Annotated in this window: 18 protein-coding genes; 8 read left to right on the forward strand and 10 right to left on the reverse strand. The window is 68.4% G+C overall.

The genetic code is table 11. The features are described from left to right. Nucleotide 1: 1 nt before the first annotated feature. Together hisG and WDN01_15795 are read right to left on the reverse strand one after the other, a co-directional pair. Nucleotides 2-1,012, reverse strand: coding sequence for an ATP phosphoribosyltransferase (gene hisG / locus WDN01_15790; GenBank protein MEJ0027486.1), 1,011 nt, complete (start codon nt 1,010-1,012; stop codon nt 2-4). After that, the gene (locus WDN01_15795; GenBank protein MEJ0027487.1) at nt 1,009-2,511 is read right to left on the reverse strand and encodes an ATP phosphoribosyltransferase regulatory subunit; all 1,503 of its coding nucleotides are present in this window, start codon (nt 2,509-2,511) and stop codon (nt 1,009-1,011) included. Before WDN01_15795 ends, hisG begins: the two co-directional genes overlap by 4 nt. Before the next feature lie 505 nt (nt 2,512-3,016). Here WDN01_15795 and WDN01_15800 point away from each other — a divergent pair. The 3 genes from WDN01_15800 (at nt 3,017) to dksA (ending at nt 4,134) form a co-directional block, all read left to right on the forward strand. Next, a complete protein-coding gene (locus WDN01_15800; GenBank protein ID MEJ0027488.1) occupies nt 3,017-3,175 on the forward strand; it encodes a DUF4260 family protein in 159 nt (52 codons plus the stop codon). A 2-nt stretch (nt 3,176-3,177) separates the two neighbouring features. Then, nucleotides 3,178-3,630, forward strand: coding sequence for a hypothetical protein (locus tag WDN01_15805; GenBank protein MEJ0027489.1), 453 nt, complete (start codon nt 3,178-3,180; stop codon nt 3,628-3,630). 138 nt (nt 3,631-3,768) lie between these two features. Continuing rightward, a complete protein-coding gene (dksA, locus tag WDN01_15810; GenBank protein MEJ0027490.1) occupies nt 3,769-4,134 on the forward strand; it encodes an RNA polymerase-binding protein DksA in 366 nt (121 codons plus the stop codon). A 35-nt stretch (nt 4,135-4,169) separates the two neighbouring features. Here dksA and WDN01_15815 read toward each other — a convergent pair whose 3' ends face one another. The 6 genes from WDN01_15815 to flgF all read right to left on the reverse strand — a co-directional run bounded on the left by WDN01_15815 (nt 4,170) and on the right by flgF (nt 8,441). Continuing rightward, complete coding sequence (locus WDN01_15815; GenBank protein MEJ0027491.1) at nt 4,170-4,853, reverse strand: hypothetical protein; 684 nt, start codon at nt 4,851-4,853, stop codon at nt 4,170-4,172. Beyond that, nucleotides 4,850-5,389, reverse strand: a complete 540-nt coding sequence (locus WDN01_15820) for a hypothetical protein (protein MEJ0027492.1) — start codon at nt 5,387-5,389, stop codon at nt 4,850-4,852. Before WDN01_15820 ends, WDN01_15815 begins: the two co-directional genes overlap by 4 nt. A gap of 268 nt (nt 5,390-5,657) precedes the next feature. Continuing rightward, on the reverse strand, nt 5,658-6,401 hold the full coding sequence (flgH, locus tag WDN01_15825; GenBank protein ID MEJ0027493.1) for a flagellar basal body L-ring protein FlgH: 744 nt from the start codon (nt 6,399-6,401) through the stop codon (nt 5,658-5,660). 11 nt (nt 6,402-6,412) lie between these two features. Continuing rightward, nucleotides 6,413-6,895 carry a flagellar basal body P-ring formation chaperone FlgA gene (gene flgA, locus WDN01_15830; GenBank protein MEJ0027494.1) on the reverse strand — a complete coding sequence of 161 codons (483 nt, stop codon included), beginning with the start codon at nt 6,893-6,895 and terminating at the stop codon, nt 6,413-6,415. 2 nt (nt 6,896-6,897) lie between these two features. Then, entirely contained in the window at nt 6,898-7,689 is a 792-nt protein-coding gene (gene flgG / locus WDN01_15835) for a flagellar basal-body rod protein FlgG (GenBank protein ID MEJ0027495.1), read from the reverse strand. Nucleotides 7,690-7,700: 11 nt separating this feature from the next. Continuing rightward, nucleotides 7,701-8,441 (reverse strand): flagellar basal-body rod protein FlgF, encoded by a 741-nt coding sequence (gene flgF, locus WDN01_15840; GenBank protein ID MEJ0027496.1) that lies wholly within the window; start codon nt 8,439-8,441, stop codon nt 7,701-7,703. Nucleotides 8,442-8,670: 229 nt separating this feature from the next. Here flgF and WDN01_15845 point away from each other — a divergent pair, with 229 nt between their 5' ends. The 5 genes from WDN01_15845 (at nt 8,671) to WDN01_15865 (ending at nt 15,158) form a co-directional block, all read left to right on the forward strand. Beyond that, the gene (locus WDN01_15845; GenBank protein MEJ0027497.1) at nt 8,671-9,222 is read left to right on the forward strand and encodes a flagellar basal body-associated FliL family protein; all 552 of its coding nucleotides are present in this window, start codon (nt 8,671-8,673) and stop codon (nt 9,220-9,222) included. Nucleotides 9,223-9,233: 11 nt separating this feature from the next. After that, on the forward strand, nt 9,234-10,292 hold the full coding sequence (gene fliM / locus WDN01_15850) for a flagellar motor switch protein FliM (GenBank protein ID MEJ0027498.1): 1,059 nt from the start codon (nt 9,234-9,236) through the stop codon (nt 10,290-10,292). A gap of 9 nt (nt 10,293-10,301) precedes the next feature. Beyond that, nucleotides 10,302-10,715: a DUF6468 domain-containing protein gene (locus tag WDN01_15855; protein MEJ0027499.1), complete on the forward strand. Its 414-nt coding sequence runs from the start codon at nt 10,302-10,304 to the stop codon at nt 10,713-10,715. Next, the gene (locus tag WDN01_15860; GenBank protein MEJ0027500.1) at nt 10,712-11,758 is read left to right on the forward strand and encodes a hypothetical protein; all 1,047 of its coding nucleotides are present in this window, start codon (nt 10,712-10,714) and stop codon (nt 11,756-11,758) included. The genes WDN01_15855 and WDN01_15860 overlap by 4 nt, the downstream gene beginning before the upstream one ends. A 70-nt stretch (nt 11,759-11,828) precedes the next feature. Then, nucleotides 11,829-15,158 (forward strand): hypothetical protein, encoded by a 3,330-nt coding sequence (locus WDN01_15865; protein MEJ0027501.1) that lies wholly within the window; start codon nt 11,829-11,831, stop codon nt 15,156-15,158. Nucleotides 15,159-15,305: 147 nt separating this feature from the next. Here the strand turns inward: WDN01_15865 and WDN01_15870 are convergent, their stop codons facing one another. Together WDN01_15870 and WDN01_15875 are read right to left on the reverse strand one after the other, a co-directional pair. Continuing rightward, on the reverse strand, nt 15,306-16,106 hold the full coding sequence (locus WDN01_15870) for an alpha/beta hydrolase (GenBank protein MEJ0027502.1): 801 nt from the start codon (nt 16,104-16,106) through the stop codon (nt 15,306-15,308). Then, on the reverse strand, nt 16,103-16,597 hold the full coding sequence (locus tag WDN01_15875; protein MEJ0027503.1) for an RNA pyrophosphohydrolase: 495 nt from the start codon (nt 16,595-16,597) through the stop codon (nt 16,103-16,105). Before WDN01_15875 ends, WDN01_15870 begins: the two co-directional genes overlap by 4 nt. Between the last annotated feature and the right edge of the window lies 1 nt (nt 16,598).

Here is a 16,598-nt window from a genome sequence, read left to right on the forward strand (position 1 = left end):
CTCATCCTTCCGCGGCGCGCTTGAGCACGTCCTTGAAGCCGGCGATCGCCGCCGAGCCGCCTTGATAGATGAATTCGCTGCGGTCGACGATGGTCTCGGCCGAGCCTGCGTTCCGCAGGAAATGCACCGCGCCATGGACCTTGGCCGGCCCGCACAGCGCCACGACGAAATCGCGCCGGCCCGACAGCTCGTTCTCGGTGCGCACCGAGGTGACGGTGCAGCCATGCTTGGCGTTGAGCGTCCTCAGCGTCTGCGCCGCCGTCTCGTGCGGGATCGAGAAGCGCAGGATCTGGGTGGCCTTGGCGCGGGTGCGCGCCTCGATCTGCTCGACGACGTGTTCCAGCGCGGCCAGCGTGCCCTGCGACCACAGGCGCGCCTTCAGCGCCGCGATCATGCAGCAATGCGAACGGATGACCGTGCCGCCCTCGATCTCCTTCAGATGGTTCTGCGTCATCGTCGCGCCGGTCGAGGTGAGGTCGACGATCAGATCGGCGACGCCGGCGGCGGGCGTGCCTTCCGTGGCGCCGGCCGATTCCACCAGCGTGTATTCGACGATGCCGTTCTCGGCGAAGAAGGCGCGGGTCAGCCGCGCGAATTTGGTCGCGACGCGCAGGCTGCGGCCGTGCTTCTGGTGGAACAGCATCGCCGCCTCGTCCAGATCGTTGAGCGTCGAGACGTCGATCCAGGATTGCGGCACGCCGACCACCAGCCGCGCCGCGCCGAAACCGAGATTGGGCATCAGGAGATGCGAGGCATGCTGGCCCTCGCCATATTCGCGGTAGAGGTCCTCGCCGGTCAGCCCGACATGGGCATCGCCGAGGTCGATGCGCGCCGGAATCTCGTCGGGGCGGAAATAGATGATGCTGACGCCTTCGATGCCGCTCAGCTTGGCGACATATTCGCGCCCGTCGCCGGACTTGCGCACGCCGAAGCCGCAATCGTTGAGGAAATCGATCGCCTGGTCGTGCAGGCGGCCCTTGCTCGGCAGGGCCATGACGAGAGGCCCGCTCATGGGCGCCTCGCCGCCTTCGCGACATAGGCGGCAAGCTCGGCCACCGCGACCGGCCGCTCCTCGCGCTCCTCCAGCCGCTTGATGAGGACGATGCCTTTGGCGATCTCGTCTTCGCCGACGAAGACGACATGCGGCACGCCCCGCTTCACCGCCTCGCGCACGACGTTCTTGGGACGGCGGCCGGACAGCTCCGTCTCCACCGACCAGCCGGCATCGCGCAGCGCGACGCTGACGCGGACGCATTCGCGCCGGTCGACCGCGCCGGCGGCGACGACGACGGCGTCGGGGCCGTTCGATGCGGCGGCCGCGCTCTCATTCGCGAGCAGCAGCCGGTCGACGCCGATGGCGCAGCCGACCGCGGGGATCGCCTCATGCGCCCCCAGGGCCTGCAGCAGGTTGTCGTAGCGCCCGCCGCCGCACAGATGCCCGATATCGGGATTGTCGCTGGCGTAAATCTCGAACACGAAGCCGGTGTAATATTCGAGGCCCCGATGCATGCCGACATCGAAGGTCATCGCATCGGCGCCGCCGCGATAGACCTTGAGAAGCTCCAGCCTTTCGCGGCAATCGCCGAGCACATTGTCGGCGAGCGGCACGCCGAGCGTCCGGAAGTGCTCCTCGACCTTGGCCAGCACCGCAGCGGGCTCGCCGCGGATTTCCAGCAGCGTCGCGATGCCTTCCAGCAATTCGCGCGAGATGCCTTCGAAGGTCGAAAGCGCGGTGCGGGTCACCAGCCGCTCCACGATCTCTTCCGGCGTGCGGCCGCCGACATGGCGCAGGTCGACCAGGGCGTAGATTTCGCTCAGCAGCTTCTCGGCCTTGTCGGTGCCGATGGAGGCGAGCAGCGTCGCCAGCTCGTCCGGCGCCGCGTCCGCCGGCGGCGCGACCCGCTCGGCGGCGGCCTTCATCAGCCGCTCCGTCGCGTCCTTGCGCGAGGCGATGCGGCGCAGCCGCGCCTTGGTGACCTCGTCGACGGCGAGGCCGGCGATGAAGGCGAACAGGATCGCGATGTCGCCGGTGACGATGGAGAGGCCCTTCGCCCCGCCGCGCTCGATCGCGTCCAGCGCCAGGGCCAGGATCTCGGCATCCGCCGCCACGCGGTGGTCGGCGCCGATCAGCTCGACGCCGGCCTGGTAGAACTGGCGGTAGCGGCCCTCCTCCGGCGAATCGTAGCGGAACGCCGGCCCCATATAGGCGAGCCGCGCCTCCTGGTCCGACACCCGGGTCCGCAGATAGGCGCGGCAGGTGGGAATGGTCAGCTCCGGCCTGAGGCAGATCTCGCGCCCGCCGGGATCGGAGAAGATGTACATCCGCCGGCGGATGGTCTCGCCCGAGCGGTCGAGGAAGGGCGAGGCGCGCTCCAGGATCGGCGGATCGACGATGTTGTAGCCGTAGCGCTGGAAGGTCGCCTCCAGGGACGCGCGCGCCCGGCGCAGCGCGACGGCATCGTCGCCCGCGTAGTCGCGCGTTCCCGAAAGCCGGCTTTGTATCGTCTCCATCCGCCTGCTGCCCGCATCTGCTCCCGGCCAATGCGCTCGCCGCGAGGGGCCTCTGCATATACCGGGACGGTGCCCCGTTCCAGTATGGCCTGTCCCGCGGTTTTCGGGGGCTTTGGCCCCGTAAGGAGGCCGCCGTGGCCGGCGCCGGCCGCCCCCCGACTTTCCCTCCCCCGCGTTTGCGGGGGAGGTGTCGAGCGAAGCGGTCCGTAGCGACAGCGTACGGACGAGGGGGGCCTTGCGGATAGAGCGCGCTTAGGGCCATCCGGTTGAGGCGCGGAAACCGCTGCAGGCACCGGGAAGCAGCCTCGCGCGACCCATACAAATCCGAATAGAAACTCTACGGACTTCACCAATTCCCGTTTGACCGCCGCGGGCGCATCTTCCGCTCGTCAGCAAGGACCGGACGGATCATGGCAATGACAGGAACGGTGGACGGCGGCGTGCGCAGGGTGCTGCGCGCCGAAGGGCTGGCCCTGCTGGCCGGCGCCGCGGCGCTCTATTGGCGGTGGGCGGCGACTGGAAGCAGTTCGCGATCCTGTTCCTCGCGCCCGATCTCAGCTTCGCAGGCTATCTCGCGGGTCCGCGCTTCGGCGCGGCGGCCTACAACACGCTGCATTCCACGCTGTCGGCGCGCTGGCCCTGGCGGCTTCGTTCGGCGCGCTGACGGTGCTGTTCTTCCGGGACCGTCGCGCCGCGGCGGGCGCGATCGTGGTGGGCGCGGTGTTCTCGCACTGGCTGCTCGACCTCGTGGTCCATGTCGCAGACCTGCCGCTGCTGGGCGATTCGTTCAAGGTCGGGTTCGGCCTGTGGCGGCATGTTTGGATCAGCGTCCCGCTGGAGATCGCGATCCTCATCGCCGGCGCCGCGCTCTATGCCCGCGCGGTGCCCAGCCGCGGTGTCGCCGGCGACCGATGGCTGTGGGTCTTCGTCGCGGCGATGATCGGCGTGCAGACCTTTGGCACGTTCGGGCCGGCGCCGGAGTCGGGCCTGGCCGAGGCGCATACCGCGCTCGGCGCCTATCAGGTGCTGGCCGGGATGGCCGCCCTGGTCGACTGGGCGCGGGGAACCGTGGGAACCCGGACCGCCGCTCCGGCCCCGACGCTCGCGCCCGCCCGGTAACTGCGTTAACGAAATGAGATTGACGGGCCGGGGGGCATCGCTATAACCCCGGCCCTCGATCACGCGTTCCAGTCGAAGGGAGTGCGCATGGGTACCCAGCTTCCAGCCGGCTACAGGCCGTCTGAGAATGAGCCGTTTATGAATGAGCGGCAACGGGAGTACTTCCGCCGCAAGCTTAACACCTGGAAGGACGACATCCTCCGCGAGAGCCGCGAGACCATCCAGAATCTGCAAGCCGAAACCGTGCCCCATGCCGACCTGGCCGACCGCGCCTCGACCGAGGCCGAGCGCCAGCTCGAACTGCGCACCCGCGACCGCCAGCGCAAGCTGATCGCCAAGATCGACGCCGCGCTGCGGCGCCTGGAAGACGGCTCCTACGGCTTCTGCGAAGAGACCGGCGAGCCGATTTCCTTAAAGCGCCTGGACGCGCGCCCGATCGCGACTTTGTCGCTGGAAGCCCAGGAGCGCCACGAGCGCCGCGAAAAGGTCTATCGGGACGATTAGGCTGTCCCGTTTCGTGCGCTTCCGGCCTTCGGTTTCTAACCCCAATAGATGCAGAGCTGCACGGATCGATCCGCACCTTCTGCTTTGGGCGCAATCCCGGCGCCGACGATCTGCGCCCCACGGGGAACAACGGTGATCGAGGGCGCCAGCTCGCCGCTCCACGCGCGCCGTATCTCCCGCTCGACGAAGTCGGCGCGGGATTGGGCCAGTTCGGGATTCGAGCGCACGCCTCTTCCAGGCTTCAACTCTCTCTGATCGGTTGAACCGATCAGCGCGACGCCCACGACGCGCTGGCCTGTGGCGTGCTCGGTGTCCTGAATCCTGCCGACGATCCCGTCGATCAGTCCCAGCAACTGCCGCTGGTCGCCGCCTTCGAGTTTTTCATATCCGCTGGTTTCAAACGGCCAGATCAGCCAGTCGTGCTCTTTGACGTGGCAATCGAGACGCGGCGAAGTGTTGGAGAATTTGATCAGGACGTCGGACGGCTTGCCCGGAATCACAATCGGAACTGGCGGCTTGTTGTCGGGAAAAATGTGCCCGAAGAAATCGAACCCGGCATTGGCGCCCGTGATCATCGCCACCAGCACCGCTCCGATCTTGGACGAGAGCGAAATCGCCTTGGCGATTTGCCGGAGCGGCGTCAGGCGCCTGAACCTGAACCAAAACCCGGTCCAGGCCTTCCCGATGTCCTTCCCAAGCCGTCCGAACCACCTCGTCACGACCGTTCATCCACTTCCTCGGTCTTCCGGCGGGACCCATCGACCCAGCGGTCGAGAACGTAGGAAAGCAACAGCAACAACCCCGAAAGCAAAAAGCCTCGGACGGTCGATAGAATCTGCGGGGGCGAGCGATCGGGCAGCGCAACGGTTTCGCCGCGCGTCCTGTCGGGCAGCGAATTGATCGCGTTGAGCAGGTCGTTCTGGCGCTTGTCCTGCACGTCGGGTTTCGGAAGCCTTTGCTCCAGAAGGTTCTGGAGCGCCGGATCGACCGTTACGACGGCCACTTGCCGCGGAGCGACGCCAAGCTCGTATGTTGAGACCGCCAGACCTACACCGGCGATGAGCGCCGCGCCGGCGCCGACCGCAAGCCGTAGCCGTCGCGTGGTTGACCAAATCAACCGACGCCGCAACCATTTTACCAGACGGCCGGCCTGCCCTTCGGACAGCCGGGCGAGCCGCCAAAACAGCACTGCGCTGAGAACGATCAGTCCAAGCGCCGCCAGGACCGAAAGATTCCACCAAAATTCGGAAATCACCGCCCGCCCCCGCAACCGCGGACTTCAGGCACGAACGCACCTGCAGGGATTGTTGCAAGAGGACCGTGGAGCGTAAAGCCAAAAAAATACGGCGCGTCCGAGCCGGGCGCAGCCATTCGCACGGAAATCGACAATGGCCGGGCTCTTTCGATCCCGGCCATTGTTCGGCCCCTCCACCCCATTCAGGAGTGGAATTCCAGTTGGACCCCGGATCGCGTTCACGCGCCGCCGCCATGAACGGCGTCCGGGGTGATCCGGCTTCGCCGGATCAGAACGGCATCAGGATGTCGAAGAGCTGCGAGCCGTAGCGCGGCTGCTGCACGTCGCTGACCGTGCCGCGCCCGCCATAGGATATGCGCGCCTCGGCGATCTGGCTGAGATCGACGGTGTTGGCGCTGGTGATGTCTTCCGTGCGCACGATGCCGGCGACCTGCAGGTCGCGCAGCTCGTTGTTGACCCGCACCTGCTGATGGCCGCCGATCACCAGGTTGCCGTTCGGCAGGACCTGCGTCACCAGCGCGGCGAGCGTCAGGTTGATCGCCTCCGACCGGTCGATCGAGCCCGAGCCGGCATTGGACATGTCGGAACCCATCTTGACCAGGCTCGACGGGTCGGCGCCGGTGCCGGCGGCCAGCGGCGTTTCGAGGCCGAAGAAGTTGGTCAGGTTGGCGTTGTCGGAATTGGTGCGGTCCCGCGTCGTCGAGTTCGAGAGCTTGGCGGTGTCGGCGACCGAGATGTTGACCGTGATGATGTCGCCCGGCCGGCTGGCGCGCGGATCGTGGAAGAAGCTGTGCGCGCCGTTCGACCACAGCGAATTGAGCGCGCGGGTCGGCTCGGGCGGCGGCGGCAGCGGCACGTTCGGCGTCCCGGCATGCACCGGCGAATTGGGATCGGCGACGCCCGCCATGGTCGGCGGATCGCCGATCTCCCTGATGCGGTCGACCGCGGTGCAGCCGGCGAGCGCGGCGACGCAGCCTGCGAGGCTCAGGACTTTCAGGATTGGCCGGGGCATGGGCGTATCTTTCAGCGGGGGGTGGTGGCGGCAACGATCAGGGCCGAGCTCGCGGCGCGCACCGCGCCGGGGCCGGTGACGATGCAGCTGATCTGGCGGAACGAGGCCGGGTTCTGCACGGTGATGGTGTCACCGAGGCCGCCTTCGTTCATCGCGCGGCCCGAGGCGGTGAGCGTCACGCCCGGCGCCAGGAAGGTCATGGTGACGATCGAGCCCTTGGCGACGACCACCGGATGGCGCACGTCGTCGGCGCGCACGATCTCGCCGGCGCGCAGCATGCGGCGCGCCTCCATGCCCTTCAGCGTATCCATCGCGGTGACGACGCCGGAGAACACATTGGTCGAGGGGATCGTGCCGTAGACGAGGTCGCTTTCGGAGATCGTCTCGCCGCGCGCGATGTCGCGGTTGGGGACGACGACCCGCATGCCGGGATCGGCGAAGGCCGGCCAGGCGATAAGCAGGGCCGAAACGAAGAGGGCGAGGCGGAGCATCATGGTCAGGAACCTCCCAGGCGTGCGGTTTGCTGCAGCATCTCGTCGGCCGCGGTGACGACCTTGGAGTTCATTTCATAGGCGCGCTGCGCCGTGATCAGCGAGGTGATCTCGTCGACCGCGTTGACGTTCGAGGTCTCGAGAAAGCCCTGCTGCAGCGTGCCGTAGCCGACCGAGCCCGGAACGCCGGCCTGCGGCGCGCCGGAGGACGGCGTCTCGAGGAAAAGGTTGTTGCCGATGGGCTTGAGGCCCGAATCGTTGGCGAAGCGGTTCAGCTCCAGCGTGCCGACGACCTGCGGCGCGGTCTGGCCCGGCACGGTGACCGAGACCTGGCCCTGGGCGTTGACCGCGATGGCGACGGCGTTGCTCGGGATCGCGATGCCGGGCGCTACGGTATAGCCCTGGTCGGTGACGATCTGGCCCTGCGGCGACAGGCCGAAATTGCCGGCGCGGGTATAGGCGTCCGAGCCGTCGGGCTGGGTGACGCGGAAGAAGCCGGGCCCCTGGACCGCCACGTCGTAGGGATTGGACGTGCTCTTGAGGTCGCCCTGCGTGGTGATGCGATAGACCGAGGCGGTGCGCACACCCGCGCCGAGCTGCACGCCGCTGGGCAGCAGCGTGCCGGTGTCCGACGAATTGGCGCCCGGCTCCGAGACGTTCTGGTAGAGCAGGTCCTGGAAGTCGGCCCGCTGCGCCTTGAAGCCCGTCGTGTTCATGTTCGCCAGATTGTTGGCGATGACCTCGACATTGGTCTGCTGGGCGAGCATTCCGGTCGCGGCGATGGAAAGGGCACGCATGTCTGACTCTCCTAGCTCGGCATGGCGCCAAGCTTGTCGATCGCCTGGCGCATGAGGTCTTCCTGGGTCTGGGTGAGCGTCGCGGTCGCCTGATAGGCGCGCATGACCTCGATCATGTGGCTGATCTCGATCACCGGCTCGACGTTCGAACTCTCGATCATGCCGGAATGCAGCGTAAAGGCGTCGGCCGAGGCCGGCGACTGGCCGTTCGCGGCGTAGAGGCTGGCGCCTTCCTTGACGAGGGCGCGCTCATTGGCGAATTCGACGACGCGGATCTTGCCGATGATGCCGTTCTTGCCGCTGACCGTGCCGTCCTGGGCGATGTCGATGTCGCCGTCGTCGGGCGTAATGGTGATCGCGCCGCCGTCGCCCTGCACCGGATCGCCGTTCGAGGTGACGATCTGGCCGCCGGCATCGAGCGTGAAATGGCCGTTGCGGGTATAGCGGTCGCCCTGCGCCGTCTGGACGACGAAATAGCCCCGGCCGTGGATCGCCATGTCGAAGGGCGCGTTGGTGGTGTCGAAATGGCCCTCGGTCAGGTCGCGCACCACGCCGGCATCCTGCACGAAGCTCAGCGACTGCATGCCGGTCTGGCCCTCGGCGGGCGGGACCTGCGTCACATATTCCTGGAATGTCTGCTCCTCGCGCTGATAGGCGGGGGTCGACAGGTTGGCCAGATTGTTCGCGATCACGTCCATCGAGCGATAGGACGCGACCTGATGCGACAAGCTGATGAGCAGCGAATTATCCATAGGGGGCCTTTAGAACCGTTCTGGTCCTTTGCGTGCCGAAGCCGGTGCAGCCCGCGTGCCATGCGCAAAGCCGCGGCTTTCCTGGATTTTTCGAGCAGGACCCGGCGCGCGCGACGACGAATGCCCGGCAAGAATTTCCGCTCGGGCGGTTTCGGACGGCCGATTTGAACCCATCCTTAACCACGTCTGCCTAATTTCGCGGGGCGAGAGATGCGAGGGGCCGCGCACCGTGGCGAAGAAAGACAAGCAAGCCGAGGCCGACGAGGCCGAGCAGGACGGCGAAGCCGCGGCCGACGCGCCCAAACAGGGCCTCGTCCAGAAAATCCTGGGCAACAAGTTGATCCTGTTCGGCGGCATCGGAGCGCTCGTGCTGCTTCTGGTCGGCGGCGGCGCGGCCTATTGGCTGTTCGCCGGCGAATCCAAGCCGACCGAGCTGGCCGCCGGCGCCCCCGAGCCCCTGCCCGCGACGCCGCCCAACATCGTCTATTTCGACGTTCCCGATCTCATCGTGAACATCCAGGGCACCGACGCGGCGCCGGCCTATCTGAAGCTGTCGGTCTCGCTCGAGCTCGACAATCCGGAGGAGAAGGCTGGCATCCAGGCGCTGATGCCGCGCGTCGTCGACCAGTTCCAGGGCTATCTGCGCGAGCTGCGCATGGACGACCTCAAGGGCTCGGCCGGCATCGTGCGGCTGAAGGAAGAGCTCCTGCGCCGCATCAACACCTCCGCCGCGCCCTATCGCGTGCGCGACGTGCTGCTCAAGCAAATGATCGTTCAGTAAGGCGGATGGCCATGGCCGACGAGACTCCCGACAAGACCGACGGCGTGGACGCGGCCGAGACCATACCGGCGGCGGCGCAGCCGCAGACCGGCGCCGCCGAGCGCATCCTGAACCAGGAAGAGATCGACAGCCTTCTGGGCTTCGACGTCAATTCCGACCAGCTCCAGGACAAGTCCGGCGTCCGCGCCATCATCAATTCGGCGCTCGTCTCCTATGAGCGCCTGCCGATGCTGGAAATCGTCTTCGACCGCCTGGTGCGGCTGATGACGACGAGCCTGCGCAATTTCACCTCCGACAATGTCGAGGTGAGCCTGGACAGCATCACCTCCATCCGCTTCGGCGACTATCTGAACTCGATCCCGCTGCCCGCCATCCTGGCGGTGTTCCGCGCCGAACAGCTCGACAATTACGGCCTCTTCACCGTCGATTCCAACCTCATCTACTCCATCGTCGACGTGCTCCTGGGCGGCCGCCGCGGCTCCTCGGCGATGCGCATCGAGGGCCGCCCCTACACCACCATCGAGCGCACCCTGGTGCAGCGCATGATCGAGGTCATCCTCGCCGACATGTGCGCCGCCTTCGAGCCCCTGGCGCCGGTGAGCTTCACGCTCGACCGCCTGGAGACCAACCCGCGCTTCGCCGCCATCGCGCGCCCCGCCAATGCCGCCATCCTCGTCAAGCTGCGCATCGACATGGAAGACCGCGGCGGGCGAACCGAGCTGCTGCTGCCCTATGCGACGCTGGAGCCGATCCGCAAGCTCCTCTTGCAGCAATTCATGGGCGAGAAATTCGGCCGCGACTCGATCTGGGAGAGCCATCTCGCGACCGAGCTGTGGTCCACCAATGTCGAGATCGCCGCGATCCTCGACGAGCAGACCCTGCCGCTCAACCGCGTGATGAACCTGGAGGTCGGCCAGACCATCATGCTGAACGCCACCCCCGATTCGAAGATCGAGATGCGCTGCCGCGGCGTGCCGCTGCTGAAAGGACGGATGGGCCGCGTCGGCTCCTCCGTCGCCGTGCGCATCGAGGAAGCCGTCGAGCGCACCGACGCCTCCAGAGGCCTTTAGGAGACCGCCATGTCCATCGCCATGAATTTCGGCCTGATCGTCGAGCTCGCCCTGACCGGCCTTCTCGCCGTGACGCTGGTCTATTGCATCGTGCTGGAGCGGCGTCTCGCCGCCGTGCGCCGCGGCCAGGAAGGCCTCAAATCCACCATCGGCGAGCTCAACGCCGCCATCGCCCATGCCGGCGGCTCGATGCGCGCGCTGAAGGCCGCGGCGAGCGGCGCCGCCGAGACGCTGGACGAACGCATGAGCCGCGCCCGCGCGACGATCGACGAGTTGTCGCTGCTGACGGCGTCGGGCGAGCGCATCGCCGAGCGCTTCGACCGCGCGGTGTCGACCCAGGCCCCGGCGCGGCGGCAGCCCGCGTCCGAACTACCCTCGGGCAGCATCATGAAACGTCTCGACATGCTCAGGGCGGTCAGATGAGCCTCGTTCCCCGCTATCTGCGGCTGCTGCCCGCCGTCGTCGTGCTCGGCACCGGCCTCCTCGTCGTCAAGGGCGTCGACATCGCGCGCGCGGCACAGGCCACGGTCGATCCCGACGAGCCCGACAATTCCGGCCTGGCCCCGGCCGCGGTCGGCGGCAGACCCGCGCCCGACTATGCCGACGACGACACGGCGCTGGCGAGCCCGGCGGAGGCCGATGTGCAATCGAGCCTGACGCGGCGCCGCGCCGAGCTCGACGCGCGCGAGCGGGCGCTCAACATGCGCGAGAACGTGCTCAATGCCGGCGAAGGCCGCGTCGACCAGAAGATCGCGGCGCTGAAGGATCTGCAGACGCAGATCCAGGGACTTCTCGCCCAGCGCGACGCCAAGCAGGACGCCCAGATCGCCGCGCTGGTGAAGACCTATTCGGCGATGAAGCCCAAGGACGCCGCCCGCATCTTCAATGCGCTCAGCGACGACGTGCTGCTGCCGGTCGCCAAGGGGATGAAGTCCGACGCGATGGCGCCCATCCTGGCGGCGATGACCCCCGACGCGGCGCAGAAGCTGACGGTCAAGCTGGCCGCGCTGCTGAAGCTTCCCGAAACCGCGCCGGCCGCCATCTGTCCGGCGCCCACGACGACCGCCGATGCGGCGGCGCCTACGCCGGGCGCGACCGCCGCCGCGCCGCCGCCGGCCGCACCCGTGCAAACCGCTGCGCTGACGCCGCCTCCACCCGTCGTCACCCCCGCGCCGGCCCTGCCGACGCCGCCGGCACCGCCGGCGCCCGCCGCCGCGCCGCCGCCGGCCCAGGCCGCCGCCACGCCGCCGCCCCACAAGCCGGAGCCGCATCACGTCGCGCCGGCGAAGCCCGCACCCGCCAAGCCGACAACGGCAAGCGCGCCGCCGCCGGCCAAGCCCACGACCGCCGCCGCGACTCCGACTGCGACCCCGCCGGGCGCGCCCGCGCCTGCGACGCCCGCCAAGCCGCCGTCCCAGGCGGCGAACGGACCGCCGACCGCGCTCGCCCCGCCCGCAGGCGGCTGACCTTTAGGGTTTACGGAGAGTTAAGACCGGCCCGCCACACTGATCAGGGACAAGGACCGTCCTTCCGACCATGAAGCCTGCGTTCTCCCGCGTCGTCCTCCTCCGGCTCGTCCTGTCGGCATGCGCCTTCGCGGCCGGCTTCTGGAGCCAGGCCAAGGCCGACACGGTGAACGTCAGCACGGCCGGCGGCTATGCGCGGATGCTGTTCACCTTCACGCCGAAGGCGCATGTGACCGCGGCGGTCGACGGCGGCGTGCTCACGCTCGGCTTCGACCGCAAGACCGACATCACCCCCGCGACGCTGGCGCAGAACATCTCGGGCTTCGCGAGCGGCGCCCGCCTCGATCCCGACGGGCTGACCTACCATTTCGCATTGGCCCAGCCGATGCGCATCCACCAGAGCCAGTCGGCCAACCAGGTCGCGGTCGACCTGGTGCCGGCCGGCTTCGCCGGCACGCCCCCGGATCTTCCCCCGCCGCCGCCTCCGCCGCCCAGGACGATCGACGTCTCCACCCTGCCGATGATCGCGGTGCGCTCCGGCGCCTATCGCAATTTCACCCGGCTGGTGTTCGACTGGCCGCAAGTCGTCAAATATTCGGTGTTTCCCGGCGCCGGCAAGCTCGGCATCCGGTTCGAGACGCTGGCGCGCGTCGACGTCTCGACCATCGCGCGCTTCGCGCCGCCCTGGGTGAAGAACGCCGCCTGGCGCGTCGAGAACAAGGGCACCGTCGTCGAGTTCGGCACCGACCAGGCGTCCGGCTTTCACGATTTCCGCGACGGGACCAAGATCGTCATCGACGTGCTGGCGCCCAGGACCGACGCCGACAGCTACCGCCCGCCGGGCGACGGCAAGCCGACCGTCACGGCGCTCATGCCGAACAAGCCGTCCGCGGTGTCGGCGGCGCAGGCCGCCGAGATCGCCGCGACGGCGCAGAAGCTGGCCGACGCCAACAAGCCCGCGCCGCCGCCGCAACAGACCGCCCCCCCGCCGGCCGCACCCGCCGCAACGCCGCCCGCGACGACGCCGCCAGGCGCCGCCGCCGATCCCGCTGCGCTGCCGCTTCAGGACGCCAATGGCCAGCTCACCCGCAGCGGCGCGATCCTGACCTTCGCCGGCGCCGCCAATCGCGGCTCCGCCGTGTTCATGCGCGGATTGACGGCGTGGATCGTGCTGCAGGGCGCCGCCCCGCTCGACGCGGTGAAGCTCAAGACGTCGCTGCGCAGCTTTCCCGTCGCGGTGGAAGCGGCCTCGTCGGACGGCGTCAGCGTGCTGCGGATCACCTTCGCGCAGCCCGAGCAGATCGGCGCCCATGCCGACGGATCGGACCTGAAAGTCACCGTCGCGCCCGAGGTCGGCGAACAACCCATCGCCATCGGCTTTTCCCGCAACCAGGACGACGCGACGCATTCCTCGCTGAGCACGCTTTTGCCCGGCGCACGGCATCCGGTGATGTTGACCGATCCCATCGCCGGCGACCGGCTCGTGCTGGTGCCCGCCGCGGCGGGCCGCGCCATGCTGGCGTCGCACGACTATGTCGAGTTCGGCGTGCTCAAGACCGCATCGGGCCTCGTGCTGACGCCCTATATCGACGATCTCTCCGTCACCATCGACCGCACGCGGGTGACGATCACCCATCGCGGCGGCCTGGTGCTGACGCCGCCGACCATGCCGGTCGCCGATTCGCCGGCCGCGGTCGCGGCGCGGGGCGGCAGCCCCTCCTTCCTCGATTTCCCAGTCTGGGCGAAATTCACCGGCGGCAGCTTCCTCAACACCGAGCGGCGGATGCGCGCCGCGACTGCGCGGCTGAAGCCGGAGGACGCGCAGCATGCGCGGCTGACTCTGGCGCGGTTCTATCTCGCCAACGGCTTTTCCGCCGAGGCGCTCGGCCTGATCAACCTGATGCAGGCGCAGGATCCGGCGCTGCAAAGCGATCGCCAGCTCCAGACCATGCGCGGCGCGGCGAATTACGCGATGGGGCGCTATCGCGACGCGCATAACGACTTGTCGGCCGCCGCCTTCGATGCCGACCGCCACGCCGCCTATTGGCGCGGCCTGATCGAGGCGGCGCAGGAAGATTGGAACAATGCCCGCGCCGATCTCGACCGCGCCGAGCCGGTCCTGAACCAATACCCGCCGGACGGCCAGGCGCGGCTGCGCATCGCGAAGGCCGAGGCCGCGCTCGGCCAGGGCCATCTCGAAGTCGCCGACGCGGCCATCGCGCGGCTGCCCAACGGGATCGCGCCCGACCTGCAGATCGAGGCCAATGTCGTGCGCGCCCGCCTGCTCGCGGCGGAGAATCGCGGCCACGAAGCGGCCGTCCTGTTCGACGCGATCGAGAAGAGCGGAAACGCGCATGCCGCCGCCGAGTCGCTCTATTACCGCACCGACGCCGCGCTGAAGGCCGGCGTGATGACCGGCGACGCGGCCATCGCCGCGCTGGAAAGGCTGCGCTTCCGCTGGCGCGGCGATCTCTTGGAAATGAAGGTGCTGCGCAAGCTGGCCTCGATGTATTTCGCCAAGCAGCGCTGGCGCGACGGATTGCGCACGCTGCGCATCGCGGCGGTCGCCTTTCCCAATGACGACATCTCGCGCAAAGCGCAGGACGACATGCGCGCCGCCTTCGCCGATCTCTTCATCCGCGGCCGGGCGGACAAGATCGCGCCCATCGAGGCGCTCGCCATCTTCTACGATTTCGTCGACCTGACGCCGATCGGGCCGGACGGCGACGAGATGATCCGGCGCATGTCGGACCGGCTGGTGGCGCAGGACCTGCTGGGGCCGGCCGCCGATCTCTTGAGCTATCAGATCGACAAGCGCCTCGACGGCGTCGCCCGCGCCCAGGTCGCGACGCGGCTGGCGATGATCTATCTGATGGACCAGAAGCCGATGAAGGCGCTCGACGCCATCCGCACGACGCAGATCAGCACCCTGCCCGACGATGTCGGCCATCAGCGCCTGCTCCTAGAGGCGCGCGCCTTCGCGGCGCTCAAGCAATGGAACAACGCGCTCGACCTGATCGCGGTCGATCCGGCCTCGGACACGGCGCGGCTGCGCGCCGACATCTATTGGGAGAGCGGCAATTGGGCGGTCGCCGGCCAGAAGGCCGAGGAGCTGCTCGGCCAGCGCTGGAGCGATGCGGGGCCGCTCAGCCCGGCCGAGCGCGAAGAGGCGATGCGCGCCGCGGTCGCCTATTCGCTGGCGAATGACGAGGCCAGCCTCGACCGGCTGCGCGACCATTTCGGCCCGAAGATGAAGGCCAGTCCGGACGGCAACGCTTTCGCGGTGATCGCCCAGCGCATCGACGAGCACGGCGTCGCCTTCCGCGACCGCGCCGCGCAAATCGCCTCGATCGACACCCTCCAGGCCTTCATGGCCGACTTCAAGAAAAAGTACGATTGAAGCTCTTTTTTCCTCCCCCGCTGTTGCGGGGGAGGTGCCGAGCGAGCACTTGCGAGCGAGGCGGAGGGGGCCTTGCGGACAGCATCCGCCCAGTCGCCCCCTCCACCGCTTCGCGGTCCCCCTCCCCCACAACAGCGGGGGAGGAAATCATCTGCTCTTCACCGTCTTGACCGGCGCCGCCGTCACCTCGCCGATCCACCGGATCGCTCGCGCCGCGATCTTCTCCCATCCCGGCTCGCCCACCAGCCAGTGGCTATGGCCTTCGACCTCTTCGAAGATCGCGCGGCCCTTGTAGCGCTCGGCGATGCGCCGGACGGTCGACGGCGGGTTGATGCGGTCGTGGCTGCCCGCGAAGCAGAGGATCGGACAGGTCACGCTCTCGGCATGCACCAGCGCGGCGCGCTTGGCATCGAACGCCCAATGCATGATCTCGAACGTGGCCAGCCCCGATTCCGGCACGAAGCGCGCGAACACCTTGTGGCGCTCCGCCGGCGGCAGACGGTCGAGCGAATTGGCGGCCGCGATGCCGTAGTCCGGCTTCAGCGGCGCGTTCCAGAAATCGCCCGCGAACAACATGGTCTGCGCCGAGGCGATCTCGAAGAAGGTCGAGGGCAGCACGCCCCAGGGCGGCGACGGCGCCAGCAGGACGAGCGCCCGCGCCAGCCCCTTCGCCGCCAGCATCTGCGCCAGCAGACCGCCGAGCGAATGGCCGAGCAGCACCGGCGGCGCCTCCAGCCCTTCGACGAATTTCGCCAGGTCGTTCGCGTAGTCGACAAGGCTCGTGGTGCCGAGCGCGCGGTTGGCCGGGGCGCCGTGCTCGTGGAAGCGCAGCGGCGGCGCGTGGACGCGATAGCCCGCCGCCTCGAACGGCTTGCGGAATTTCTCGAACGCCCAGGGCCCGCAAAAGGCGCCGTGGATCATCACGATGTCGGCGTTCCGGACGCTCACGCTTCCGGGCCGGCGACGTCGCGAAAGGCGGCGATCACCCTGGCGTAGGTGTCGCGCTTGAAGGGAACGATGAGCCGCGGCAGCGCCTCGGGCGCCAGCCATTTCCAGGCGGCGAATTCCGGCTCCGGCGTCTTGACGTCGATATCGCTGTCCTCGCCCAGGAACCGCATGGCGAGCCATTTCTGGCGCTGGCCGCGATAGCGCCCGCGCAGCGCCACGCCGAGCAGATGCGGCGGCAGGTCGTAGCACAGCCAGTCGTCCATCGCCGCGAGCAGCCTGGCCTTGTCGGTGCCGATCTCTTCCTTCAGTTCGCGCAGGCCCGCCTGTTCGGGCGTCTCCCCGTCGTCGATGCCGCCCTGCGGCATCTGCCAGCCCTCGACCGTCTGGTCGATGCGGCGGCCGACGAACACCAGCCCCTCGCGATTGATCAGCATGATGCCGACGCAAGGGCGGTAGGGCAGATCGTCATGCGAGAGAATGACACGCGCCATC

Source organism: Rhizomicrobium sp., from assembly GCA_037200985.1.
Lineage (GTDB): Bacteria > Pseudomonadota > Alphaproteobacteria > Micropepsales > Micropepsaceae > Rhizomicrobium.

What these genes read in the sequence shown, in the direction of transcription:
- flgF (MEJ0027496.1), bottom strand. Translation starts at nt 8,441, where the DNA reads ATGGATAATTCGCTGCTCATCAGCTTGTCGCATCAGGTCGCGTCCTAT.
- fliM (MEJ0027498.1), top strand. Translation starts at nt 9,234, where the DNA reads ATGGCCGACGAGACTCCCGACAAGACCGACGGCGTGGACGCGGCCGAG.
- WDN01_15860 (MEJ0027500.1), top strand. Translation starts at nt 10,712, where the DNA reads ATGAGCCTCGTTCCCCGCTATCTGCGGCTGCTGCCCGCCGTCGTCGTG.
- dksA (MEJ0027490.1), top strand. Translation starts at nt 3,769, where the DNA reads ATGAATGAGCGGCAACGGGAGTACTTCCGCCGCAAGCTTAACACCTGG.
- WDN01_15855 (MEJ0027499.1), top strand. Translation starts at nt 10,302, where the DNA reads ATGTCCATCGCCATGAATTTCGGCCTGATCGTCGAGCTCGCCCTGACC.
- WDN01_15795 (MEJ0027487.1), bottom strand. Translation starts at nt 2,511, where the DNA reads ATGGAGACGATACAAAGCCGGCTTTCGGGAACGCGCGACTACGCGGGC.
- WDN01_15875 (MEJ0027503.1), bottom strand. Translation starts at nt 16,597, where the DNA reads ATGGCGCGTGTCATTCTCTCGCATGACGATCTGCCCTACCGCCCTTGC.
- hisG (MEJ0027486.1), bottom strand. Translation starts at nt 1,012, where the DNA reads ATGAGCGGGCCTCTCGTCATGGCCCTGCCGAGCAAGGGCCGCCTGCAC.
- flgG (MEJ0027495.1), bottom strand. Translation starts at nt 7,689, where the DNA reads ATGCGTGCCCTTTCCATCGCCGCGACCGGAATGCTCGCCCAGCAGACC.
- flgA (MEJ0027494.1), bottom strand. Translation starts at nt 6,895, where the DNA reads ATGATGCTCCGCCTCGCCCTCTTCGTTTCGGCCCTGCTTATCGCCTGG.
- flgH (MEJ0027493.1), bottom strand. Translation starts at nt 6,401, where the DNA reads ATGCCCCGGCCAATCCTGAAAGTCCTGAGCCTCGCAGGCTGCGTCGCC.
- WDN01_15865 (MEJ0027501.1), top strand. Translation starts at nt 11,829, where the DNA reads ATGAAGCCTGCGTTCTCCCGCGTCGTCCTCCTCCGGCTCGTCCTGTCG.